Raw genomic sequence first — 25125 nt, 5'->3', positions numbered from 1 at the left:
ACAAGCTAGTATTGATAAATAAATTAGTGCGAAACCAAAACTTTATTTAATATGCCATTTCCACTAACGGTTCCTTACTCCCGACATTAGCCAGCCTTAGATATCTCCTATCTTAGGCTGGCTAATGTGCGTAGCGAACGGGAGTATTTTGTTAGATGAAGTCCGTAGTCACTACATTCTAAATTTCCACTATCTAAAACCCTTTTTAGTGAATAAATCATTTAATTTAAGACAACCTTTAGGGTACCTTTAATTCAGGTTTTATGAAAATCATAATCTGACCAATACTATAAATTATGATCATTTGCTAGAATTAGTATATATTAGATTTAACTCTATTGTTTTTCCTAGTAAAGTGAGAACCTCTGATTACAATGGTATTTGTATTTTCATCCTTTTTACGTTTAAGATTTCCTGTGGCCTTCGCCAGAAGCTGTTGAGATTCAAGACTACCTGCACCTTCAATTTGGGATAGAAATTTCTCAGCTTTTTCTCCAGAGAGTATTTTTATAAGCTTATCATACCAATAAATAAATACCTTATTGTCTTTCTTAACATTGTAGGAGAAAATAACTTCTGATGGTTCAATCTCATTTTCTTCTTTATACATAACTAATACACCTCTATTTAATTTATTTCTGATATTACTTTTGTATAGATAATTCTATAAATTTTGTAATGTCTCTAAAATTGCTTTAGTAAATATTTTCGAACTTTTTTGGTACAACATTTCAAAATATAGGCTTCTTAAAAGATTTCTTATATTCACTATTAAATGATGTTCTTCAGGATATTTACCAGTCTTTTCAATGTTACCAAAACCTTTTATCCATTCTACTATTTCATTGTCATCAATCAAATTCCGGCTAAAAACAGTCATAATTGCAGTAACCATTCTATCGTCTTCTTTGTTTATGTATGTATAATTATTTATACATACTCTGGTTTTAATTGCATGTAATATTTCGAGCAATTCATCATAATTAATATATTGTGATTTTGCAATTTCATCTAAAGTATCAGCGGCATGTGCCGTAGAGTGAGCCCATCCTTTATCAACTACATATCCTCTTGTATCCTTTTCAAGATCTAAATATTTAATAACCTTATCCTTGATGGCTATCGTTTCTTCCTTGGTTAAAAAGCTAGTATTGCTATCTAAATACAATACAAGTGGAATAAATAAAAGTGAAAATGTACGGGTAAAAACAGAGTCAGTATCTTTTTCACCTATTTTATAAAATAAATGTTCTTCATCGAGACTTATTTTTAATAATTTGTACATTTGTTCTGATGTAAACACATTATTAATTGTCCATTTTAAGAAAGTTGAATATATAAGTTCGTCCCTTAACTCAAAATCTACAGAGCCAATATACTCCATCATTTCTAATGCTATTTCTGATATATTTACTGAATCATTAATTACATAGTTATCCATCTTTATTTTAATAAGTTTTTCTTTCAATAAATCCGAATTAATTTTATCTAACATTGTTAATAGTCCCCCCTTAAAAATAATCATAAAAGATATAGTTCATATCATACTTTGCTTCGCGATTTAAAAATAATATTAAATTATCAGTGTAAAAAACGTTTTTCTTAAACAACTTTAAATTGGCACTCACTTCGATAGGATTTCATCGTCACGTTCCTAACTCCCGACGTTCTTTCGCTTAGCGCGACCGTGCTTGGCGAAAGAATGTGTTTTGGCAGTCTTTCATGCCAAAACGAACGGGAGTTTTTTGTTAGCAGATGGAATATTCCTCCGAACACTTTTTCGATGATATTAACTTCCTCATTTCTACTATTGCATTACAATAAAAGAAAATTGTGAACTTGTTATAATATAATTAAGTTTACAATGTTTTTAGTTATTTCATTTTTTAATATCCCCAATCATCAACTTTCCAATTGCCTGTTTTATTATCTCTTATTAATATCCAATTCCAATTGGAATAAGTTGAATTTGGATTTAAACTCCCATCACCACCTGAAGAATCTACATCAAAATTAGACAGCAAAACAGTTACATTCTCAGCCTTGACACCATTCACTGAACCCTTCCCATTTTTCAAATACCCTTCAATAAATTTTTTCGATTTTTCTTCATCATACCATAATTTCGTAAGATTACATCCCTCAAAATCCTTGAATTTTTTCTTTACACAATTTATTGCATCATTTATTTCCTCTTCGCTAAACTTATCAGATTTTTCAATACTGATTACAACGTTATTAGTTTTACCAACTTGTTTACAAGCCACTAAAGAAAACACCACTGAAATTAGACAAAGAAAAAATATAATCTTTTTCATATAAATCCCCACCTCATTTTAAAATCATATAATGAAAATATTTTATAGATACGCTTTATCAATTTTTAAGTAACGGAACATAAACTTCCGATAAAATATTCTTTCTGCTAACGTTTCGTGTTGCCGACATTCTCCAGCCCTAGTGCGACTGCACTTGGGCGCGGAGTTTAGCCACTAATTCCCCCCCCAATGAATACACAATAATCTATTTCGTTAACCTTTAATGATTTTATTTTTGAATGGGTAATATAAATTATTAAAAAATATAGGTATACTTTTTCCTTGCCAGTATTGTCCGTCTTCACATTTTGATACTTGCATATGCAAATGAGGTCGGGGGGTGAATCCACCGTTCCCTATTATCGCTAATTGTTGCCCAGATTTTACCCTGTCTCCTTCTTTTACAGTTATACTACCCTTCGCTAAATGTCCCATAACTATATAAAAATTATCTATTTTTAATACTACCCGATTTCCAACATTATAAGGATAATTTCCACTAAATGGTATATTATCTTCTATTCCATCTACTACTTCAATTACAGTAGCCTCGCATGGACAGTACATTTTTTCGTGAAATATCTCATATCCTATATTTTCTTTAGTAAGAACATTTTTTACTGTAAAGCCAAGTTTATTAAGCTTGGCTATATCAGTTGCATACCTCATAGACGTATTCGATTTTCCCCTTTTATGTATCTGAGCCTTATTATGATAATTGAGTAATGAACTTATCTTACCATCTCCACCATCAGTTATAAGATACTTACCATCTTTAAATGGTAACGATAAATTTATATAATCCTTTGGCTTCTTTGAAGCACGTATAGAAGCAATATTCAAATACATTAAAATTAAAGTGAAAACTAAAATTAACATATCTGTAAAAACTTTAATTACTGATAAGCCTTGTATGCCTGTATTAATAAAAGTAATATTTCTGAAAGCGATTATTATATAAATCAAAACTAAAACATACCTAATATAGTAGTTAGTAAATTCCCAAGGAGCCGTCTTAAATAATAGAAATATGAAATTACCTACAAATAAAATATATATAATATTATCACTGAGATTACCTTTCCCAAATTTGAAAAGGCCAGATAAAATTAGGATAGGTAATACTATATTTAACATTTTCGTTGCAATAAATAATTGAACTCTACTTAAAAACATTACTATTCTCCCCCTGTCATTATTAAATGTTATCTCCACAATATCTTACAACTACGTTTCAATCAGGTTAAACCCAATAATTTATAGCAATCACTTTTGTACTAAAAGAGTATATCCTTCAAGTGAAAAATTATTAGATAATCTACAATATTCACTAATAACACTCAATTCCGCATGAGATGTTGGGTCACAATTGGTAATGCTTTGATCATGAGTTTTATGCATAATTTGTCCATTACATACCAATACGGCACCAAATGGATCCTCGCCTTTTTTGCGTGCTTTTTTCGCCAACTCAATGGCAATGCGTAAAAAATCTTCATCTGTAAATGACATATAAAACCACTTCCTTATGAAACCTTACTAATTAAATTGGCTTTGTAAATGTACATTTTTTATTATTTAATGAATTCTCTAAGCGAATTCTTAAGTCTACCATCCATTCAGGCTCATTATTCCATTTTTCTTTTATAGAGAGAAGCAACCGTACATAACTATATAAATTATCATATCTTTTGAAGATCGGTAATAATTTAAGCATATCGTTGGAAATAGTATACTCGCAGCGGTAGCCTTTAATAAATTGATTTATTGCAGGTTCTACTTGTTCTTCTTGCATATCCTCAGTGATATTGTCTATTGATATTTGAATATCCAGTGCATACCAATGATACATTGCATCATCAAAATCTATAGGGTTATAGCTTTTCGTAACTTCATCATAAAATACGTTGTCAGGTTCAAAGTCATAATGGATAAGTCCAAAATTCTCTTTTGTAGTAGCTAGCTTTAAAAAGTAATCTTTAAGCATATAGAGCTCACTTTTAGCAGCGGTTTCATCTGGAAAATCTGATAATACATCTTCCATCCAGTCTATTTTTTCTTTCCAGTCATTACGTTTATTATTTACTGGTTTATATTCACGGCTTAGTTTATGCAATTTTCCTAATGCTTTACCTAATCCGAAAATAATATCATCTGTCATCGGGATTTCACTTATTTGTTTACCAGATGCTTTTTTAAATGCAACCGCATAGTATATGCCCCAAGGTGTATTTACTTCTTCAAGTTCATTACCAGCTTTAGATAATATAGTGTCTACTGCAGGATAGCCACTATTTCTTAAAAATCTTAAAAAATCAAGTTCAGCAAGAATGCTTTCCTTGGATTTTTCTTCAGCAGGTGCAAATCTAAGAAAAAAAATATTACCTTGATTTTTACACCAATAAACTGCATTTGATGAAATCCTATAATAATTTAATAAATCAGAATCTACATTATCACTTTCCCAATTACTAAGTACCATATGGGCTAAATCTTTATTATTAAACAAATACTTTAATTTTAACATTCAACATAACCTCTTTTCTTATTTACCTTATTTAACTTATTTTTTCTACTGTTGTCATAGCATTTTCTAGTATCTTTTAGAGTATTCAATTCATTCAATTGGCTTTTGTAGCTATTGAATCTTTCAATAGTTAACTTTCCATCTTCAAGGGCTGCCTTAATTGCACAACCATCTTCTTTTTCATGAGCACAATCCCTGTATCTACATTGATCAGTTAAAGAGTAGATATCTTGAAAACTTTCAGAAAGTATATCTTCATCAGCCCATAGCTGTAGTTCACGGGTTCCTGGAGTATCTATAATTGTGCAGCCCGAGCTATGATGTAAAAGCTGAGAGCCCGTTGTGGTATGCCTACCTTTTCCATTAGAGCTACTTATTGTATTTGTTTTTAGTATTTCACCACCCAAAAGATAATTAATGACAGTAGACTTACCTACTCCAGAGGAACCAAGAAATACTATTGTCTCATTGCAACATAAAAATTTATCAAAGATATCCATATTGATATTATTTAATACACTTATAGAGTAAACAGCTATACCCTTAGCAATGATATCTATTTTTTCTATATAATCAGATACATTATTACAAAGGTCACATTTATTTAAGAGTATAACAGGTGTTGCTCCACTACTACGAACTAAGGTAATATATCTTTCAATTCGACCTATATTAAAATTATCATCTAGACCACTTACAATAAATGCAGTATCTATATTTGAACCTATAATTTGTTCTTCTATATTTCCTCCAACCAGTATACCGTTTTTCATTTTTCTTCCGCCTGATATAGCAAGTTTACGAGCAAAGTAACTTTTTCTTGGTAATACAACGTATATAATAGCCTCAGTATCATTAACCATTTTAATTGCCACCCAATCACCAACTGCTGGGTAATCTTTTTTCAGATCTGCATTATACATAAACTTACCGCTCAATTTACCATTAAAACTTCCATTTTCAGAACATACAATATACTTCCCTTTGTGCTGATTTATGACTCTTGCGGCACAAAACCCTTTGTCTAAATAGGGTTCAATTTTTTTTTGAAAATACGTGTTCCATCCTAACTTTTCTAAACTCATAAAATCTCTTTCTCTGTTGCACTCCAAAATTGGCTTGCTTAATTTTTAAGCTTAATGTGAGTTTGAGATAAAGTTACTATGAAGGTTCGAATAAATTAGCATTACCTTCACCTTATAAATTGAAAAACATTTCATAAAAAAGTATATAAAAATCCCACAGCAAGACTAACCTACTGTGGGATACCTAATATTTGGGCACAAAAAATACACGCTAACCCGTACCGTGCAATTTAATGCTAACTATTAAGGCTGAAAGGTTAAATCAAAGTTGTTCAATAGGCATAACAAATAAAAGGTACACTAAGTACTCTTTAAAAACCTTTTGAACCTATATGCAATTATTTCGAAACCACCTCATATAACTTTTGCATAAAAAAAGATCCACTCCTTTCGCCTCAGTTTACTATTAAACTTTAACCATAATATAACATATGTTTAATTAAAATACAATAAAAAGCATTTAATTTTTTTAGCCTTATACTTGGTATCATTCAAAGATACTGACCACTTAAAATCAAAATTGCTTGATTGTATATTACTCCACTCTATTTCTTTTCAATAACAATATGTTCAGTTACATTTTTGTTTTTATCCATTTGCAAAATCATATTTTTAAATTGCTCCGCTACTTCCTCTTTTTCTATTAATAATTTATTAATTCTGTCATTAAAACTTTCTTGCAATTCCTGTATTTTTAATTGTTGTTCCTCTTTTAACTTTAATATTTCTTTTTCCATTTTAAAACTTGTTCTTTCCCTCTGCATTTCAATATCTTGATTAGCTTTAATTTCAAGCTCATCTATTTTACTTTTGTTTATTATCTTTAACTCATCTATCTGTTTTATTAATCTATCTTCTTTATCATTTTTATTTGCTAATTCATTCTTCAATTGCATATTCTCATTTGTAGATTTGCCCTGCTCTGTTTTAAGTTTTACAATTTCATCTCTGTATTTAATATATTTTTCATTGGTTTCCGTTAGTTTTAATATTTTTTCCTCCTGCATATTATTAAGGGTTTTTAAACTCTTAATATTTTCTTGTAGTTCTTTACTTATATGCTTTGCATCAGATAGATCTTTTTCAAGTGAGTTTATTTTTTTATTCTCTTCTTTTAACAATGTAATGTCTTCTTTAAGTTTTTGAACGTCACTATTCTTATCTATTAGCTCATTTCTATGAATATTTTTTACTTCTAAGGCTTTAATATTATTTCTTTCTACTATATTTATGTATATATCCGCCATTCTACTGGTTATTGTTTGTAACTCCTTTATATCCTCGGACATATTACTGTCTTCTTCTCTTGCTCTATTTAATTCATAGTATTTAACTACTTGCTCCATCAATTCTTTATTGTTTATTCCTTCACTCTGAGCCAATTCATTAAACTTTTGTTTTAATTCATCACTTATTCTTACACTTAATATTGCATCCATTTGCTATTCCCTCTCTCTGTCCAGTGTTTTCAATGATTAATAGAATTAATTCAATCTTTTTCGTAATTAAATGCCATTTATACTTGAATTTATCTACCACGTGCTAAAAATGGTTCTATAAACAGTATAATTGCTAAAATACTTGGGTTCAATAATTTTTAATAATTTATTTATATCAATAATTAAAAAACTCTTAGTATATTATAAATTGTACACTTATGTTTACAATTGTATACGTTAGTGTACAGTTCATTTATATGCGTATACATAATGTTTACTTTATAAGTATACCATAAAATTTAAAAAAATACATATAAAATCAGTAAAAAAAGCATGATTTAAAGTAAAAACAAAACCATTCAATATAACTTTTATTATATTGAATGGTTATTTTTATGTTTATTATTAAAAATTATAATTATTAGTAATTTAAAAATTAAAGAAGATGAAGTAAGAATAGATATAATGGTTTAAAAAATAATCTATCAAAAAGAGGTTGGGACTTAAAATGATTGAATAATATTATATGATATGGTAAAGTTATGAAAAATTAACTATTATAGTTCAGTAATTAAAAAACAAACGAAAGGATGATTCTAAATGGGTATTATGTTAGAGTTCCGAACTTTAATCATATTTATTTTGCCTATATTGGTACTGATTAGAGTAATTTCAATCCGCAAAAATTGCAGCAAAAATCAGTTTTCAATTAAAAGAGAAATTGTATTAGAACTTTTTTTCGCATATATTCTCTGCTTTATAGGAATAACTTTATTCCCTCTATTTATAAATTGGGCTGGGCAAAGGAGTAGTGTTTCGATAAATGTCGTACCAGTCTTTAATACGATAAATGATATTTCAATGATCTCCCAAACACCAAAAATGCAAAACTTTATGATTAAATTTTGGTTAAAGAATATTTTGGGTAATACGCTTCTATTATTTCCTTTTGGTTTATTACTCCCAATATTATGGAGAAAGTTTGATAATATAAGAAACACACTTTTATTATCGTTTTTATTTTCTTTAGGCATAGAGATTATTCAACTTTTATCTTACTACGTAGGGAATATGGGTAGATCCTTCGATATTGATGACATAATATTAAATACTTTCGGTGCATGGTTAGGATACATGTTCTATAAGAAAATTCTACTTAAATTCATTAATAATCAATTTCTTAATGGCATCCAGCGAAATGTAGGTTGTAATAAATAATCAAAAAGATGTTCATCATGAACATCTTTTTTCAATCTAACAGCTTTATCATAGTGAGTTTGCACTTTTTAGTATCTTTCAATAAAATTAGTTTAGAATTACTTAGCGCAGTGAAGGCATTTAGTAATATATACCTTTCGTTAAGGCATAATATAGAAAAATCCTTAATTCGTAAATAGGTTTTATTATTTTTCCAAAGTCACAGTTACTTTAAAATTTCTAGATAGGTTTTGTAAAATTCGTTTGTTGATTTCTCCCAAGTGTAATTTTCATTAACATAATTTTTAAGCACACTATTCTTACGTTTTTCAAATCCACTCTTTACTGCACTTAATATGCTCTGATTATCATAGGGATCACAATATAGAGCCATATCTTTAAAATATTCACTTGCGCAGCCTTCCTGTGTTGAAACTATATTGCAACCACTTGCTGCTGCCTCTAGTGAAGATAAGCCAGGCATTTCTACAAAACTTGGATTCACATGTACTTTTGCAAATCTATAGGCATTGTATACATTATAGCTATCCATAAAGCCCATATATATTACATTTTTAAAATTGGTGCATTTTTCAAGATACTTATTGTCATTTCCACTTCCAATTAAAACTAACTGCTTTCCTAATTGATCACATACGCTGCATAGTGAAAGTTGATTTTTATTTTCACAAATTCTTCCCACACATAAAACATAATTATTTAAATTATATCTCTCAGTAAAATTATATAGAGGTATATCGTCATTTTCTACTTCTACACCATTGTATATAACTTTATATTCCGTATTGACATTAAATTCATTCCTTATAAGAGACTTTTCTAATTCACTATTGCAAAATACAACTTTACTCTTTTTTAAAATTTCTTTTTTATAACTATTACACCGTTCATATAGTTTAATACTTTCAATTTTATTATTTATCATGTTATATTTTTTCATATCCAAATGCATTGGAGATATAACTGTGTTTCTTTTGTGAAAATTTGCAATCTTAAAGTATCTATATGTTTCTCCTGTAGTAGCAATATTAAATAAATGTACTATATCATAATCAGAATAGTCATATATGCCACCATCATTTATATCTACGGTTACCCCTAATTTGCGTAGGTTTTCAGCTGTCTTAATAACCTGCATAGAATCTCCTGCAAAATTTTTATAATAATCTTGCCTAACACACAATAAAACTTTCATAGCACAAATCCCCCTATAGTTTGCTACTTTTACCATATAACTATGCTAGCTTATGTTTATTTATAACATTTCATTAAACATAATATATATTAACTTTTATTTCTAATGATTTATTTATATATACTATTAATCTATCTTGTAAAAGTTTCTATATACTTATGTGAAATTAAATATTAAATTTATAATTTCATGTATATCCACATGTGCTCACTGCATATTTTATATTATAGTCATTAACTTGTACCATAAAGGAGGTTATATATTATTAATTATGAAGAGGTATCCTTATTAAAAGTTAAAATAATAGATTATGAAAGAGAAATTATTCGAAATCATAAAACTTTCCAGGATAACAAATCTGAAATAGATTTGCTTCAAATAAAAAACACCGAAAAAAATAAAGTTATTAACTCTTATGAAAATAAAATAGATGAGCTTACTATAATTAACAAAAACTATGAAGAGCAAATTTCCTTGCAAAGTAAAAAAGTTATAACTTATTTAGAAAAAATCCAAAAATTACAAAATAGTGTAAGAATATTAGAAGAAAGCCTCAAAGAAGCTACTAAGAGCGCTACCCCCTCTATATTAAAACGTATTTTAAAAAATAGTAACAAAGGCATCTAAAAATAACTAGTGTGTATACTTGTTATTTATTAGATGCCTTATGTTTTAATTAGATTATGATTGCATTTTCCAAACGTATTCCCCTAATTTATCAATATATCCAATTTTTTTACCTATTTCAACTCTTGCAATACCACCGATAAATTCGTAGGCTTCTTCAAAACTTGGCTCTATAATTGTTTGACCTTCGCAATCTATGTAACCCCACTTTTCTCCTATTTGAGCGGCCATTAAGCCTTCGCTTATAATATCTATGTCATCAAAGAGCGCTGGTATTATAATACTGCCATTTTTATCAATGCAACCATATTTTTCGTTTTCACAAATTGCAGCTAGTCCATTATAAAATCTATCTGCCCATTGAAATTCAGGTTTTATAATAAGCTCTCCCTTGGAATCTATAAAGCCGTATTTTCCTCTCATTTCAATTGATGCCAGGCCCTCATTGAATTCTCCACAAACATTATATCGAAGTGGTATAACCACATCTCCGCTGTTATTTATGCAGCCATATTTCCCCTTAGCACAAACAGGAGCAATGCCATCATTAAAGCCATAGGCATAGTCATAAATTGCATCTATTATAATTTTGCCTTCTTTATCTATATAAGCTATTTTGCCACCAATTTGCACTGCCGCAAGGCCCTCACTAAAATCATTAGCATCTAAAAAACTCATAGGGACTACTTCTTTACCATGGCTATCAATATATCCCCACATATATCCTCTTTTAACTGCTGCTCTTCCCTCTATAAAAAAATTAGCTTCTTCATATTTAGGCTCCACAATAAATTTTCCCATCAAATCAATATAACCCTTCTTGCCATCTAATTTTATTGCTGCAAGCTCTTCACTAAATTGCTGAACTTCATCATACAAAGGGTTTACTACAACTTCTCCAGCTTTATTAATAAAGCCATACTTCTCATTTAAAGCTACTATTGCTAAGTTACCTTCAAACTCCTCAGCATAATCATATCTGAATTCTATAATTACATTACCTTCATTATCAATATACCCATATTTTTTTTTCGATTTCACAGGATATAATTTTTTTTCATTGTTCATACTATAACTTCCCTTCTTTTATATATATGGAATAGCGTAAGCTAAACTTATTGATTCTAAATGTTTTATACAATAACTAATGTAATATTATTATACACTGAAATCTTTCATATTTATCTAATAATTTTTCTTTAATTCATTATTTAAATATATTAAATATTATTGTTATATTTTTCAATTTAACAATTAATATGTCGTTTGAAATTTAGGAAAACATAGTTATTTTTATTGTATTTTATCATATTATGTATTATATTGTTAATGTATTGCTTAAATATAGTTACCGTATAATATAGAATTAATTTATTTTTTTGTAAAAAACCATTGTGTTTTTTAAGTTTTAATTGAATTTTTTTAAATTAAATACTATGTTTTATGTTTATATACTCTAAGTTCAAAAAACAATCCAATTACTAATTAAAAACACACAAGGGGGATTAATTTATTATGAAAACTAAAACTAAATCAAAACATCTATCTTTGAAAGTGAAAATAGTAGCATCTTCACTTTTAGTACTTTTTACAACCTTACTTATTTTTTGCATTATTATGGTGTCTATTGTTAAAAGCAAAATGGAACTTCAAATGAAAACTGATGGAAACATAATAGTTAAACAAATCCAGCAAAGACTTACTTCTAATCAAAATATTTCAAAAGAACTCGATACTCTACTAAGTGAAAAAATTATTAGTTCATCTTACCTTATTGGTATTACACCTAATATCTCAAATGAGAATCTTATGAAAATATCTAAAAGATTAAATATTGACGAAATTAATATTGCGGATGCCAATGGAGTTATTATACTCTCTAATATGGCAGCTAATTTAAAATATAAATATCCAGAAGATAGTGTAGTTCAAAAAATATTAAAAGATAAAGCTCCTGAGGTGGTAGAAAGCATACGCCCAAGCGGAAATTCAAAAGATACTTTTTATAAATATGGTGCTGTGGCATTGGACAAAGGCGGATTTGTTCAGATTGGAATTGTTGCTAATAAAGTTAATACTATTCTTAATTCTGTAAGCCCTCAAGCTCTTATTGATGAAATAGGTAAGGATAAAAGCATAGCCTATGGTTTAACTATAGGAACGGACCTAAAGGTACTTACACACACTGAAAAAGATAGAGTAGGAAAAACCTTAACCGATGAAGGAAGTATAGCTGCAGCTAAAGATGGCAAAGAATTCAGTTCAGATTTTATGTATAAAGGTGTGGAGAGAGTTTATGAAGTATTAGTTCCTCTTTCTGAAAATGGAAAGCATGTAGGAGCTGTTGATATAGCTCTTTCAATGAAAAATGTTGGTTCTGCTATTAATTCCGTATTAACAAGCTCTTTTTTAATAACACTAATTTCTTTCTTATTAGGTTCATTAATACTATTGTTATTAGTATCAAAATTTATTAACCCTTTGAAGAAATTAGTAATTCTAGCCAAAGATGTTTCTAAGGGAGACTTAACAAATGAGATTGAAATAAAATCCAAGGATGAAATAGGCCTTTTAGGTATAAGCTTTAATGAAATGATTATTAATCTTCGTGGTATGACTAAACAAATTAGTAATATTTCCGGACTTTTATTATCATCTGCTGACCAACTTTTAAGTTCTGGAGAGCAAAGTTCCATGGTTTCAAACCAAATTGCTATGGCAGCTCAAGAACTGGCCTCTGGATCAGAAAAGCAATTTATCGCTACTGAAGATATTTCAAAAAACACTAAAGAAATTGTAAATAACATGGATACTATTAAAGAAGAAATAAGTAGCGTTGTCCAAACTGCAGATGAAACAAGTTGCCTTGCTACTGATGGACGAAGTAAAATGAATGATCTTATAACTCAAATAAAAGTTATAAAAGATAAAGTAGATTACTCCGCTTCAGTAATAGAAACCCTACAAAAAACTTCAGATGAAATTGGAAACATTGTTGAATTTATAGACACTATTGCTTCTCAAACAAACTTACTCGCACTAAACGCTTCAATTGAGGCTGCAAGAGCTGGAGAGGCCGGTAGAGGTTTCTCTGTAGTTGCTGAAGAGGTAAGAAAACTAGCTGAGGAAACCATGGAATCCTCTAATAGTATAAAAAAGCTTATACAAAACACTCAACAAAATGCTAAAACCGCACTGTCTTCAATTGAAGAAGGAAGTGCAGAAACCCAAAAGGGCACAATTAATGTACAAAATGTTGACCATGCACTTACTGAAATACTTGAAGCATTTGACCACACTAAAAACAAGTTAAGCGTAGTAACAAAAAACATATTGTATTCAAATGAAATTATTGAAAATCTAGCAATGAGTTCTGAAAACATAACTAGAGTTTCAGAAGAAAGTGCTGCTGCCACAGAGGAAGTTGCAGCATCTATCCAAGAACAATCAACCACTATTGATGAGATGTCCATTTCGATTAGGCAGTTAAGAGAAATGGCAAAGGATCTTGAAAACAGTATTAAAATTTTTAAAGTATAGTGTATAGTCTCTTTAAAATCCAATAAAAAATAACCTTTTTTAAAAAATCTCCCTTTAAAATAGAACATTTGCAGATAAATCATCTGCAATCTCTACTTTAAAGGGAGATTTATTTATATCTATAAGATAACGCACACAGGACAATGATCTGATCCTATAACATCATTTAAAATATGAGCTTCCTTTATTTTATCCAATAAATCCTCAGTTACAAAGAAATAGTCGATTCTCCAACCTACATTTTTTTCTCTAGCCTTAAATCTATAACTCCACCAAGAATATTTTTCTTCTTCTTTATGGAGATATCTAAAAGTATCAACATAACCATAGGAGACAAATTTATCCATCCAAGCTCTCTCTATAGGTAAGAACCCTGAATACTTTTCATTTGCCTTTGGATTTTTTAAATCAATTGCTTTATGCGCTGTATTGTAGTCTCCACAAATAATTAACTTTTTCCCGTTTTCCCTAAGTGTTTCACAATAGTCTAATAGAGCATCATAAAATTCCATTTTATAATTTAATCTGATATCATCTTTCTGACCATTAGGAAAATATATGTTTAAAAGAGTAAAATCTTCAAACTCAGTTATTACAAATCTACCTTCACTATCAAATCTTTCTATTCCAATACCATAACTAACAGATATTGGTTTTCGCTTAGTGTATGTGGCTACGCCACTATAGCCCTTCTTTTCTGCACATGAAAAATATGAGTAGTACCCTTGTATATTTTTAAGCTCCTCACTTATTTGATTTTCTTGAATTTTTGTCTCTTGAAGACATAATACTTCTGGTTGTTCTTTTTCAACCCATTCAATAAACCCTTTATCTTTTATAGCTCTTATTCCATTTACATTCCAAGAATAAATTTTCATAAAAACACCCTCCTTCAACGATTATTTATAAAAGTACCACACCTATATATTCTTTAATTAACATTTGAAATCATACATATAAATATTCTAATATAAATATATCATACTAATGCATTTTATAAAACTACCTATTATAATTATTTCTTAAGAATAGGTATTGAAACTCAAGGATAAAAACACCTAGTTCATTGTGAACTAGGTGTACACTAAAATAAGACTTTACTAAATTTTAAATTTACTGATGCTCTCTCTTAAATTTTCAGCAAGGGTGTTTAAATTTTCTGCAGCACTTACTATTTCTTGAAGTCCCGCAGCTTGTTCTTCTGTAGAGGCACTAACCTCTTCTGAAGTCGCCGCTGTCTCTTGTGATACAGATGAAGCATTTTCAATTTTTTCACTTACTTTATCTTTATAATTATTTATTTCTTTTAGTGAATTATCTACACTATTCATATCCTTTTGAAGTAATTCCATTGCTCCTTCAATCTTCTTAAAGGTTTCATTTGTAGTTTGCACACTTTTATCGGTTTTAATGTTTAACTCCTTAGAATATATTATTTGCTCTAATACTCCATTAACACTTGTTCTTATTACACTTATTACCTTATCAATTTCAGAGGCTGAAATTGAAGATTGCTCTGCAAGTTTTCTTACCTCATCTGCAACAACTGCAAAGCCTCTTCCTGCTTCTCCTGCTCTTGCTGCCTCTATACTAGCATTTAACGCTAATAGATTCGTTTGCTCCGTTATTGCTTTTATTGTATCAGTTATAGCGCTAATTTTATTAGAATTTTCAGCTAAAATTTCTACCTTCTTAGCTACTTCATCATTAGCTTTTGTGTTTTCCTCAAATACAGCTCTTAAATTATTAACAACTATAATGCCCTCTTCAGTTGATTGTTTAACCTCTAAAGATGCTTTAATCATATTTTTAGCATTAATAGTAGTTTTATTTACTTCTTCGCCTAAAGTAGTGGAATAATTGACACTCTCCTCTAGAATTTGAGACTGCTCATTTGCCCCTTGTGCAATTTGTTGCACTGCTCTTGCAACCTCATCCCCCACAGCATTTGACTCTTGAGTAGTAGCCGCTAGTGACTCTGCTGATTCTTTAACTTTATTTGAACTCTCTACTACATTCCCTAAAACTATAACCATATCCTCTATCATATTATTTACTGATTCAATAATTTGTTGTACTTCTAAGCTAGCATTTTTATTTTTATTCACCCTTTGAGTAAAATCGCCCCCCTTAATTTTTGCCAAAACACTACTTAATTTCTCCATGGGCTTCGTTATTTTACCAGAAAATACTGTTCCAATTACAATTACAAATATAAGTGATAATACTAAAACTATAATAGGTATTGCTAATCCTTCTAATATTTTTGATGTTTGTTCGGCTATTGGAATAAATCCTACTGTAGTTAAATTATTTTTTGCATCTAAAGCCTTATAAATTAAATACTTTTTACCATTTATATTTACTGTAAGTTTGTTTTCTTTAGAATCTATAATGCTTTTTATCCAAGGCTCTTGTTTTGGGTTTTTCCCTAATAAGGCTTTATCTTTGTGTGCTGTTATTGTTCCTGTGCTGTCTAATACTGCTGAATAGCCATTTTCACCTAATTTAATATTCTGAACCATAGTAGATATTAATTCTAAGTCTACATCTATTCCAATTACGCCTACTAGGTTACCTTGGACATCTTTAACTGTCTTTGCGAAAGTCACTACATATTTTTTAGTATCAGTATCCACATATGGGTTAGTAGAAATTACCTTACCATCATTGCTAATTGCATCCTTATACCAACTTGTTGAAGTTGGATCAAAAGTTGCAGGTAAGTCAACCTTAGGTTCAACGTACATCTTCTTATCTGCAGTTCCTAGATATACGTGTAGCATATCAGTATGGGTTTTTCCAAATCCCTCAAAGCTTTTCATTAACCATTGTGCAGAATCAGGATTTACCTTAACCATTGTTGCGTTTGGATCATTGGATAACATATCTGTAGATTCAAAGTTAGCTTTGTATAATGAATCAATAGCCTCATTAACTCTTGATGTGCTTTGATTTGCCATGTTATCAAATTCACCCTTTAAAGTTTTTGATAAACTATAATATGATCCCAAAGAAATTGATAATATAGGTAAAAATGATGCCAAAATAAGCAATGATATTAACTGGAAACTCAATTTTTTGCCTTTTGGTTTTTTCAAATCATTTTTGTCGAATATATTTTTTTTCACAAAATAACCCCCAATTCATTTTTATATTATTATATATTTCGATATTTTTTTCTTTTTCTTTAGTTATATTAACAGATTTTTTGGAAATTTAAATTTATATTGATATTGCTTTATATATTTTTATTCCTTATACTTATTTATAAAATAGAAAAAGAGTTATTTTTATGAAGCGTAATTATATGCTTCTTAAAATAACCCTTTTTTATATTGTTTTTTAACTAATACCATATATCAACTTTTTTTAATATATTTATATATATATCTAATTATTAAAAATATAATAGATAAAACAACTAAATAAGGTATGAATATAGAAATAATCACAACAAAGCATTTACCAAAATCAACTAGTGAGTTCACTGAACTTATAAACCCATCTACAATTTTATCTGCAAAAGAAACAGAATTTTCTTTGATTTTATGAACTTCTATTACCTCTATATTTAATGTGCAAAAATCTATTAAGTTATCCCATTTTTTAAGGCTTCCTGTCAACCCTTCAATTTCATACCTAACACTACTTAATTCCTTTTCTAATACTATTATATCTTCGAGTTTACCAGTTTTCTTTAAAAGTTCTAGCAATCTCTCCTCTTGTATAGTTAGTGATTTTAAATGTGCTTGTGTATCAAAATATTGAGAGGTTACATCCTCCGCTGAAATTTGCTGACTTGTTATACTTCCTAAATTCCCAATGTCTAAAATAAAACTGTCAAATTTCGACTTAGGAATCCTTAATATAAACACACCTCTTCTGCTTTGCTCAGACAACTTTGCTTCAATATTTGTGCCTGATACATTAGAACTTTGCACATATCCTCCCATACTAGTGGTTTTACTTAAAATCTGTTTTACGGCTACATCGAAGCCAAGTGTTTCCATCTGTATTATCCCATTCCTTATTATCTTACCCTGTCCCTCTAACGAAGCGTTCAAAGGAGCCTTTGTATTTGTAACAGATTTAGAAGTTTCATTTGAAGTAACAGTAGTACCGTCACTTAAGCCGCTATTACCCTTTGAAACATCCATGGTAGGTTTGCTTTCAGGACTTGTAGATGATTTCTTAGCCCCGCATCCCGCAGCTGCAAAGCTAATTATTATCATTGACATTAGTATTACTGATATACTTTTAAATTTTCTTTTCATAAAATCCCCCCCTTTAAATCATAGATAGTGTAAACACTAACAAATTATGTTATATATAAATATATACGTAAGTTTTTTATAATAATCCGAGGTTTTGAAAATATAATAATTTCTATCACCCTTATGGTTAATTCAGAATATTATTATAGTGAAAGGAGGATTTAATCATAAATTTGAAAAAAACTATGCCTAAACAAAGTAGAATAAAATCATCTATTAATTACTATGTTCATACACTCATTTTCTTTTCCTTAATATTCACTATGACTCCTCAAAATCCTAATGGAACAATATTTTTTTGTATATAATTTATCACATACTTACTTAAAAAAAGCACTATACTGTAATCTCACAGTATAGTGCTTTTTTTTATTGTTTTTTAAATATACCAAAAGGTTTTCCTACTGGCAAGAATTGCTTGCCAAAATGAGCATTTAAAACCGCAGCTGCCGAACCATAAAAAGATACTAATGCAATTGACAATTCAGAATACGCTGCCAGGTTATGTGAAAATTCAGGCATAATTCCAAAAGTCTTAAGTGATAATCCTATAAATAGAAAATCAATTAATACAAAGATTGTGAATAGCACTTTGTGAGTTTCTGCAGCTCCTATAGTCATAAATAATGAAAATATCAAATATCCTACAAAAGCAAAGCCCAATTGCTTTGGATCCACCGTTGACGCTAAAGCTTTCCCAAATACGCCTGCTTGAATTAACCAGCTGCCTGCAACTCCCATCCAAAAGAATGCAAAAGCACCAAAAGCTGTGGTTCCAAAAACATTGTTACGTTTTGAATCATTGATACATGCAAATAGTTGAGCAAATCCTCCTAAGAATATAGCCCATGGAATTACAAAAGATGTGCCTTGTGTTAGTCCAAGTTTCTGTGAAGATGCCACAAGTGTCACCATTGCAAGTCCGAATAATCCTAATGCAGATGGATCCGCATTTGTTATTTTTACATTTTGTGTTTCGTTTGTAATCATAATAGTCCCTCCTTATATTCCCATTAAAATAATAATTCCTATAAAAAAATAACAGAAATAAGTCATATTGTCAATTGTTTTGTAGTATTCTGTAGGTGATTTTTTTCTTGTTAACTCAAAGGGTCTAAATTAAAGTTTCCTACCTTATGGTATAATTCAATTATAGAAATTCTTTTATATAATTTGTTTAAACTTTACATAAAAGAATATAATCATATGGTATAAACAAATTTATTGAAAATTAGAGGTATAAAATGAAATTTATTAAACTCCGTAAAATCACTGGATATATGTATGAACTACACCGTAGAAACTTTAAGTCCTACTTTAGGCCTATGCTTATTCCATCCTATGAACCTATAGTAACAAATTCTGTGCATTGGGTAGGTCATGCTACTGTAGTTATTAATTTAAATGGAAAAGTTATAGTAACTGACCCTGTGACCTCAATAAATCTTGGTCAAATGAGACGATTAATAAAACCTTCTTTAAACTTAGCTTCAATTAATATTGATTACATATTACTATCCCATGGTCATATGGATCATATGAATTACACTACTCTAATGAAACTAAATAAAAGCGCAATAATTATTGCTCCTAAAAATTTAGATCTTCCACTAAAGATTTTAGGATTTAAAAATAGAATACTTTTAAACCCAGAGGAAACCTATAGTGCAAGCGATATAAAAATAAAGGCTTTAAGAGCAAATCATGATGGTAGAAGATATCCTTGGGGCACTGCTACTAATAGCAATTCCTATATGATTGAAAGTGGAACAAAGAAGATTTTTTTTGCTGGAGATACAGCCTATACTGATATATATAAAAATTTGATGGCTGATATCGCTATTATGCCTGTAGGATGCTACAAGCCTGACGAGTTTCAAGAAATGCATTGTTCACCGCAGCAAAGCTTTAATATGTTTAAAATGTCAAAATCTAAATTCATGATTCCGATTCATTATAAAACCTATATTTTGGCTCAAGACGATGATGAGGTTACCTGTGATACACTAGAAAGAATAAATGACGGAAGCATAAAAATTATTGATATCGGTCAAACTGTAAAATTATAAGTTAGGAATAAAATAATAGATGTCCTAGAACTTTTAGATAGTTCTAGGACATCTATTTTTAAAGGAATAAGTCTTGGATTTCATTTTGACTCATCTGAGAGAGAAATAATTCTGCTCCTGTTTCATCATTAATAACAGTTTCAATAATTTCACTTTTCTTTTGTTGTAACTTAAATATTTTTTCTTCTATAGTTCCTCTTGCTATTAATTTTATAACCTCTACTGTTTTCTTTTGACCAATTCTATGAGCCCTATCTGTGGCTTGTGCCTCTACAGCTGGATTCCACCAAGGGTCAAAATGTATTACCATATCAGCACCTGTCAGGTTTATACCTGTACCTCCAGCCTTTAGTGAAATTAAAAATACCTGCGTATCCCCTTCATTGAAAGTTTTGACCATTTGAATCCTTTTTTCTGCCTTAGTTGAACCATCTAAGTACATATACTTTATATCTTTAGTATCTAACCTCTTAGAAATATTTTTTAACACCTTAGTAAATTGAGAAAATATTAATATTCTATGACCTTCTTCTAAGCTATTTTCTAAAATTTCATCTAGTGCTTCCATTTTGCCACTCCCTCCTACATAATCCTCTATGAAAGTAGATGGGTCACAACATATTTGCCTTAACCTTGTTAAGATTGATAGTACTTTAAATTTGCTTTTGTTAAAGCCTTTCATGGCAATATCTTCTTCAAGTTCTCCTTTTGCATCTTTTAAGTATGCTACATATAACTTCTTTTGCTCCTCCGTCATTTCTACTGAAATCCTATGTTCTATTTTAGGTGGCAATTCACTTGCAACCTCTAATTTAGTCCGTCGTAGTATAAAGGGTCTTACATGATTATTTAGTTCTTGTAGCGCTTCACGGCTTCCATCTTTTACAATTGGCACTTCGTATTTTTTTGAGAAAGCACTATGCTTTAAAAGATACCCTGGCATTATAAAGTCAAAGATTGACCAAAGCTCCATTAGAGAATTTTCAATAGGTGTCCCAGTAAGTGCAAATTTACCTTGTGCATTGATATTTTTTACAGAATGTGCATTTAGTGAATTAAAATTCTTAATCTGCTGCGCCTCATCTAAAAAACAATATCTGAATTTTATTTTTTCATAGTCCTCAATGTCTCGCCTAATAAGTGCATAGGAAGTTATAACCACATCAGTGTTTTCAATGTTTTGTTTTTGCTCTTCCCTCTGACTTTTATTTCCTGAAACTACTATACAATTTACTTGTGGTGCAAATTCTTCTATTTCATCTTTCCAATTGTATACAAGAGACGTAGGGCACACAACGAGCGATGGTTGTTTGTCTTCATTTTCTTCCACTTCTGATTGAATAAGGGCTATAGCTTGCAGTGTTTTACCCAGACCCATTTCATCTGCTAGTATTCCTCCAAATCCACAACTAGCAAGAGTTTTTAACCATTTAAAGCCTACCTTTTGGTAAGTTCTCATTATACTATCTAAGGTTTTAGGAACCGTTACTTTAATTTCGCTTGTATCTTTTACATTATGAACCAAATCTATAAATTTTTTATTTGTTTCAACAAAATCCATTTCTTCTCGTTTTAATTTTTCTTCTATATATATGGCATTATATTTAGAAAGTAAAATTTTATTTTTTGAAATATCGCTGTCTTTTATATTTAGATATTCCATCATTTGAGCAATATTCACTAAATTATTTGAATCTAATAATACAAAGCTACCATTTTTAAGCCTATAATATTTTCTTTTTTCTCTTAATGCTGAAAAAATATTACTAAGCTCAATATTATCTACACCCTCTATACTAAAGCTGAATTCTAAAAGATTATCTTTATTAAGCCTTATATTTGACTTATATCCGGATTTACCATGTACTTTTATTTTCTTAAATTCCTCAGAATAATATACTTCTGCCACTCCTTGAAGTTTTTCTAGTCCTGAAACTAAGAACTCTAGAAGATTTGTTTCATCTTTCACTTCCAAACCATCCACTGTATTAACAAAACCAAACTTGTGAAATTGATTTATGATACTCATTTCCTTCTCTATGTCTCTTATAAGCACTCTTCCCTCTTGCGTTTTGTTTTCACTACTATTAAAAGGATTTATTTTGATATCTCCATACTTAAAAGTTATGAACACCTCTACATTCTCAAAAATTTTTTCAAAAAAAACCATTGCTTTAAGTTCTTCTAAATAAAATTCATTTTCTAAAGATTTATCTATGGAAACTCCATTACTTATCTTTTTTAAAGTCGGAAGTAGAAAGGATGCAACATCATCTTTCTCTTCTTCATAGAATTCCATGTAATTTTTATTTTCCTCTTTAAATCTATTATATAGTGGTAAATATGATTCCCTTTGTTCTTTAGCTGTTTCATATATTTCACCTGCATAAAAAAAGAATTCACCATCGTTGCAAAGTGCAATGGGCATATGTTCTTTTTGCTGAAGTACAAATTTATTATTTTCTCTATTAATTTCGAATTGCAAGGGCATTGACTCCTGTAATACATGTACATTAGTAAATATTTCACCGTTTATTACCACAGTTATAGCCCTATTGTTTATGCATTTAAATAGCCTTTTAACCATGCTATCAGTAAAATAAGCTTTTTTACCAGAGAGAAACTTTACTTTACTGCTTCTATATGTATCTACGTTTGCAATTAGAGTTTCCAATTCACCTGCTTCTTTAAAAATCTCTATAATATTTAAATCTTCTGTGTTAAAGCACTGTAAATGTGGATTGTAAGAAAATTTTTTGCCAAACTCCAAGGTTTCAATAGTTTTAGAAGAACAAAGTAAAAATTCTCTTATGTTTTTAACTACATAAAGCTTATCCTCACCAATCTTTAGCTCAAAAGAAGATTTTCTGTTATCACTATTAGAATCATGAACATATTTTATGTCTAGTTTTAGATTTAATTTTTCCCTTGGTGCACTGCTTAAATTTTCAGTTATTTGTTTAATTAATTTATTTGTTTTACCCATTTTCTTCACTTTAATAATTTGTTCTTTTTCATAAAAATATTTTAATAATGTAGCCACTACATGTTTGCACATGCTTGTCTGACCATAATAACTATAATTTGCATTACATTCACAATGATAAATTATAAAGGGAGCAATATTATTAAAACTCGTGTTCACTTTATACTGGGTGAACTTTGAAGACTCTACCTTTGAATTTATTTTAGTTTCTATGTAGTTTCCTTTCTCATTTATGTCTATATCTATATACTTAACCTTGTTATTTAAATAATACTCTCTTCCCCTTTTATAAGACCCTGAATCACTATTTTTTTGTATAATCTCTTCATTAATATCATTCAAAAGTTTCACCACCTGAAGTTTTTTTCTCTTATATCTTATAATTATTAGCATGCATTACCATTATATACTATACTCATGATTATTTTCTACAGCTACAGTATTTTTTAAGCGTAATAAACTCAAAATACACAAATAAAAAACACACTCAAAAGATTAAACGAGTGTGTCTAAATATTATTATATAATGTCAAGAGATAAAATCATGTTGTTAATACTTTTGAACATTAATAGCTTGAGGTCCTTTAGGTGCATCTATCACATCAAATTGCACTTGCTCGCCCTCGTGTAAATCCTTTCTTGGTCCTTGCTCTTTTATTGCTAAATGGTGAACAAATACGTCTTCACCTTCTTGAGCAGATATAAATCCATATCCTCTTTCAACATCATACCACTTTACTATACCTGTTTGCATATAATTTCCTCCTTGTTATTCTCTGAAGTATAAAGGATTTAACGTTTAAATATAGTATTAGCTATAAATGTCTAACTAATACTTTTAAATATGCATAAATTATATATATAAACAATATAATTATGAAATTTTGGCTCAATGCTTCTAGCTAATCAAATATATCACATTGACTTTTTTAGTTTTTCTAACTTTTGGCCACTTTTTATTCTAATTACAGGTATTTTGTTAGAAATAAGTTTTTTCTTTCTAAAAAAAGAGCCTGCTATATTAGTTCTTGCTGGAATTTTAACCACTACAGGCTTACTATTTATTTTTGAAACTTCAACAAACTGGAAATACTCAACTGAAACCTGGCCTATTTATACCTTTGGCCTTGCTATCGGGTTATTTCAATTCCTTGCCTAATTATAGTTTTAGGAATATATGTGTTTTTAAAAAACATATTAAAATGAAAAAAATAATATATAAAAAGATAATCCCAGCAAAATTTTGCTGGGATTATCTATATTTAAATAATAATATTTAAAACTTAATTGAAAAAATTTGGCTAGGATGGCAGGATTCGAACCTGCGAATGCCAGAGTCAGAGTCTAGTGCCTTACCGCTTGGCTACACCCCAATGAAAAAAATAAGTGGTGACTCCTAGGGGAATTGAACCCCTGAATCCACCGTGAGAGGGTGGCGTCTTAACCTCTTGACCAAGGAGCCGTATTAACACTACGAGATATATTATATCCTTTTATGTATCATAAGTCAAATAGGTAAACTAAATAGATGATTAATTATTTATTATAAATTCAAATCATATTTATTCGAATTTACCCAATAAAAAAATAGGGTATACAATTTTGTTGCACACCCTATATAATTAAAATTATAAATCTCTCTCGGAATGCTCTATCATTTTTTTAACCACTTCTCCACCAACAGAACCACATTGTCTTGATGTTAAATCACCATTATAGTCTGTGAAGCTTACTCCTAACTGATTTGCAGTTTCCATTTTAAATTTATTTAATCCCGCCTTTGCTTCTGGTACTAAACTTCTGTATGCCATATTATGCGGCCTCCTTTAAATTAATATATTTTT

General features: G+C 29.5%; 22 protein-coding genes and 2 tRNA genes. 4 read left to right on the top strand and 20 right to left on the bottom strand.

Translation table 11 applies throughout. The features are described from left to right. Window positions 1-313: 313 nt before the first annotated feature. The 8 genes from G9F72_RS13330 to G9F72_RS13295 all read right to left on the bottom strand — a co-directional run bounded on the left by G9F72_RS13330 (window position 314) and on the right by G9F72_RS13295 (window position 7369). Window positions 314-610: a hypothetical protein gene (locus G9F72_RS13330; protein ID WP_164958657.1), complete on the bottom strand. Its 297-nt coding sequence runs from the start codon at window positions 608-610 to the stop codon at window positions 314-316. A 54-nt stretch (window positions 611-664) separates the two neighbouring features. Next, window positions 665-1495 (bottom strand): DUF2785 domain-containing protein, encoded by an 831-nt coding sequence (locus tag G9F72_RS13325; protein WP_164958658.1) that lies wholly within the window; start codon window positions 1493-1495, stop codon window positions 665-667. A gap of 391 nt (window positions 1496-1886) precedes the next feature. Then, window positions 1887-2318, bottom strand: a complete 432-nt coding sequence (locus G9F72_RS13320) for a DUF4829 domain-containing protein (RefSeq protein ID WP_187356088.1) — start codon at window positions 2316-2318, stop codon at window positions 1887-1889. Window positions 2319-2531: 213 nt separating this feature from the next. Then, entirely contained in the window at window positions 2532-3494 is a 963-nt protein-coding gene (locus G9F72_RS13315) for a M23 family metallopeptidase (RefSeq protein ID WP_164958659.1), read from the bottom strand. Between the two features lie 90 nt (window positions 3495-3584). Further along, window positions 3585-3830, bottom strand: coding sequence for a nucleoside deaminase (locus G9F72_RS13310; protein ID WP_164958660.1), 246 nt, complete (start codon window positions 3828-3830; stop codon window positions 3585-3587). Between the two features lie 31 nt (window positions 3831-3861). Beyond that, entirely contained in the window at window positions 3862-4845 is a 984-nt protein-coding gene (locus G9F72_RS13305) for a phosphotransferase enzyme family protein (protein ID WP_164958661.1), read from the bottom strand. Then, entirely contained in the window at window positions 4839-5930 is a 1092-nt protein-coding gene (gene rsgA, locus G9F72_RS13300) for a ribosome small subunit-dependent GTPase A (protein ID WP_164958662.1), read from the bottom strand. The genes G9F72_RS13305 and rsgA overlap by 7 nt, the downstream gene beginning before the upstream one ends. Before the next feature lie 545 nt (window positions 5931-6475). Then, complete coding sequence (locus G9F72_RS13295; protein ID WP_164958663.1) at window positions 6476-7369, bottom strand: hypothetical protein; 894 nt, start codon at window positions 7367-7369, stop codon at window positions 6476-6478. Window positions 7370-7969: 600 nt separating this feature from the next. Between G9F72_RS13295 and G9F72_RS27625 the strand changes: the two genes are divergently transcribed. After that, window positions 7970-8587, top strand: a complete 618-nt coding sequence (locus tag G9F72_RS27625) for a VanZ family protein (RefSeq protein ID WP_164958664.1) — start codon at window positions 7970-7972, stop codon at window positions 8585-8587. 205 nt (window positions 8588-8792) lie between these two features. Here the strand turns inward: G9F72_RS27625 and G9F72_RS13285 are convergent, their stop codons facing one another. Beyond that, window positions 8793-9782, bottom strand: coding sequence for a glycosyltransferase family 4 protein (locus G9F72_RS13285; RefSeq protein ID WP_164958665.1), 990 nt, complete (start codon window positions 9780-9782; stop codon window positions 8793-8795). Between the two features lie 369 nt (window positions 9783-10151). On the opposite strand from G9F72_RS13285, the gene G9F72_RS13280 reads away from it, so the two are divergent. Next, entirely contained in the window at window positions 10152-10409 is a 258-nt protein-coding gene (locus G9F72_RS13280) for a hypothetical protein (RefSeq protein ID WP_164958666.1), read from the top strand. A 54-nt stretch (window positions 10410-10463) separates the two neighbouring features. Here the strand turns inward: G9F72_RS13280 and G9F72_RS13275 are convergent, their stop codons facing one another. Further along, a complete protein-coding gene (locus G9F72_RS13275) occupies window positions 10464-11477 on the bottom strand; it encodes a WG repeat-containing protein (protein ID WP_164958667.1) in 1014 nt (337 codons plus the stop codon). A gap of 447 nt (window positions 11478-11924) precedes the next feature. On the opposite strand from G9F72_RS13275, the gene G9F72_RS13270 reads away from it, so the two are divergent. Then, complete coding sequence (locus G9F72_RS13270; RefSeq protein ID WP_164958668.1) at window positions 11925-13949, top strand: methyl-accepting chemotaxis protein; 2025 nt, start codon at window positions 11925-11927, stop codon at window positions 13947-13949. Window positions 13950-14068: 119 nt separating this feature from the next. Here the strand turns inward: G9F72_RS13270 and G9F72_RS13265 are convergent, their stop codons facing one another. The 4 genes from G9F72_RS13265 to G9F72_RS13250 all read right to left on the bottom strand — a co-directional run bounded on the left by G9F72_RS13265 (window position 14069) and on the right by G9F72_RS13250 (window position 19216). Then, entirely contained in the window at window positions 14069-14827 is a 759-nt protein-coding gene (locus G9F72_RS13265) for an exodeoxyribonuclease III (protein ID WP_164958669.1), read from the bottom strand. Between the two features lie 222 nt (window positions 14828-15049). Then, window positions 15050-17080 carry a methyl-accepting chemotaxis protein gene (locus G9F72_RS13260; RefSeq protein ID WP_164958670.1) on the bottom strand — a complete coding sequence of 677 codons (2031 nt, stop codon included), beginning with the start codon at window positions 17078-17080 and terminating at the stop codon, window positions 15050-15052. A 231-nt stretch (window positions 17081-17311) separates the two neighbouring features. Continuing rightward, window positions 17312-18226 (bottom strand): DUF4349 domain-containing protein, encoded by a 915-nt coding sequence (locus G9F72_RS13255; protein WP_164958671.1) that lies wholly within the window; start codon window positions 18224-18226, stop codon window positions 17312-17314. Window positions 18227-18595: 369 nt separating this feature from the next. After that, on the bottom strand, window positions 18596-19216 hold the full coding sequence (locus tag G9F72_RS13250) for an acetate uptake transporter (protein ID WP_202054879.1): 621 nt from the start codon (window positions 19214-19216) through the stop codon (window positions 18596-18598). A 254-nt stretch (window positions 19217-19470) separates the two neighbouring features. Here G9F72_RS13250 and G9F72_RS13245 point away from each other — a divergent pair, with 254 nt between their 5' ends. Continuing rightward, window positions 19471-20295 (top strand): MBL fold metallo-hydrolase, encoded by an 825-nt coding sequence (locus G9F72_RS13245; protein WP_164958672.1) that lies wholly within the window; start codon window positions 19471-19473, stop codon window positions 20293-20295. A 58-nt stretch (window positions 20296-20353) separates the two neighbouring features. On the opposite strand, the gene G9F72_RS13240 is transcribed toward G9F72_RS13245, so the two are convergent. The 6 genes from G9F72_RS13240 to G9F72_RS13220 form a co-directional block, all read right to left on the bottom strand. After that, window positions 20354-23623, bottom strand: a complete 3270-nt coding sequence (locus G9F72_RS13240; protein ID WP_224676118.1) for a DEAD/DEAH box helicase — start codon at window positions 23621-23623, stop codon at window positions 20354-20356. Window positions 23624-23831: 208 nt separating this feature from the next. Beyond that, complete coding sequence (locus G9F72_RS13235; protein ID WP_164958673.1) at window positions 23832-24035, bottom strand: cold-shock protein; 204 nt, start codon at window positions 24033-24035, stop codon at window positions 23832-23834. Window positions 24036-24196: 161 nt separating this feature from the next. Continuing rightward, window positions 24197-24328 carry a hypothetical protein gene (locus G9F72_RS27105; protein WP_263486911.1) on the bottom strand — a complete coding sequence of 44 codons (132 nt, stop codon included), beginning with the start codon at window positions 24326-24328 and terminating at the stop codon, window positions 24197-24199. Between the two features lie 251 nt (window positions 24329-24579). Beyond that, window positions 24580-24654, bottom strand: a tRNA-Gln gene (locus G9F72_RS13230). Window positions 24655-24668: 14 nt separating this feature from the next. After that, window positions 24669-24743, bottom strand: a tRNA-Glu gene (locus G9F72_RS13225). Window positions 24744-24909: 166 nt separating this feature from the next. Continuing rightward, window positions 24910-25092, bottom strand: a complete 183-nt coding sequence (locus tag G9F72_RS13220) for an alpha/beta-type small acid-soluble spore protein (RefSeq protein WP_164958674.1) — start codon at window positions 25090-25092, stop codon at window positions 24910-24912. Between the last annotated feature and the right edge of the window lie 33 nt (window positions 25093-25125).

This window comes from Clostridium estertheticum, assembly GCF_011065935.2.
In the GTDB taxonomy this organism is placed as follows: Bacteria; Bacillota; Clostridia; order Clostridiales; family Clostridiaceae; genus Clostridium_AD; species Clostridium_AD estertheticum_A.
The sequence above is the reverse complement of the archived record's forward strand: the minus strand, read 5'-3'. Positions and strand labels throughout refer to the sequence as shown.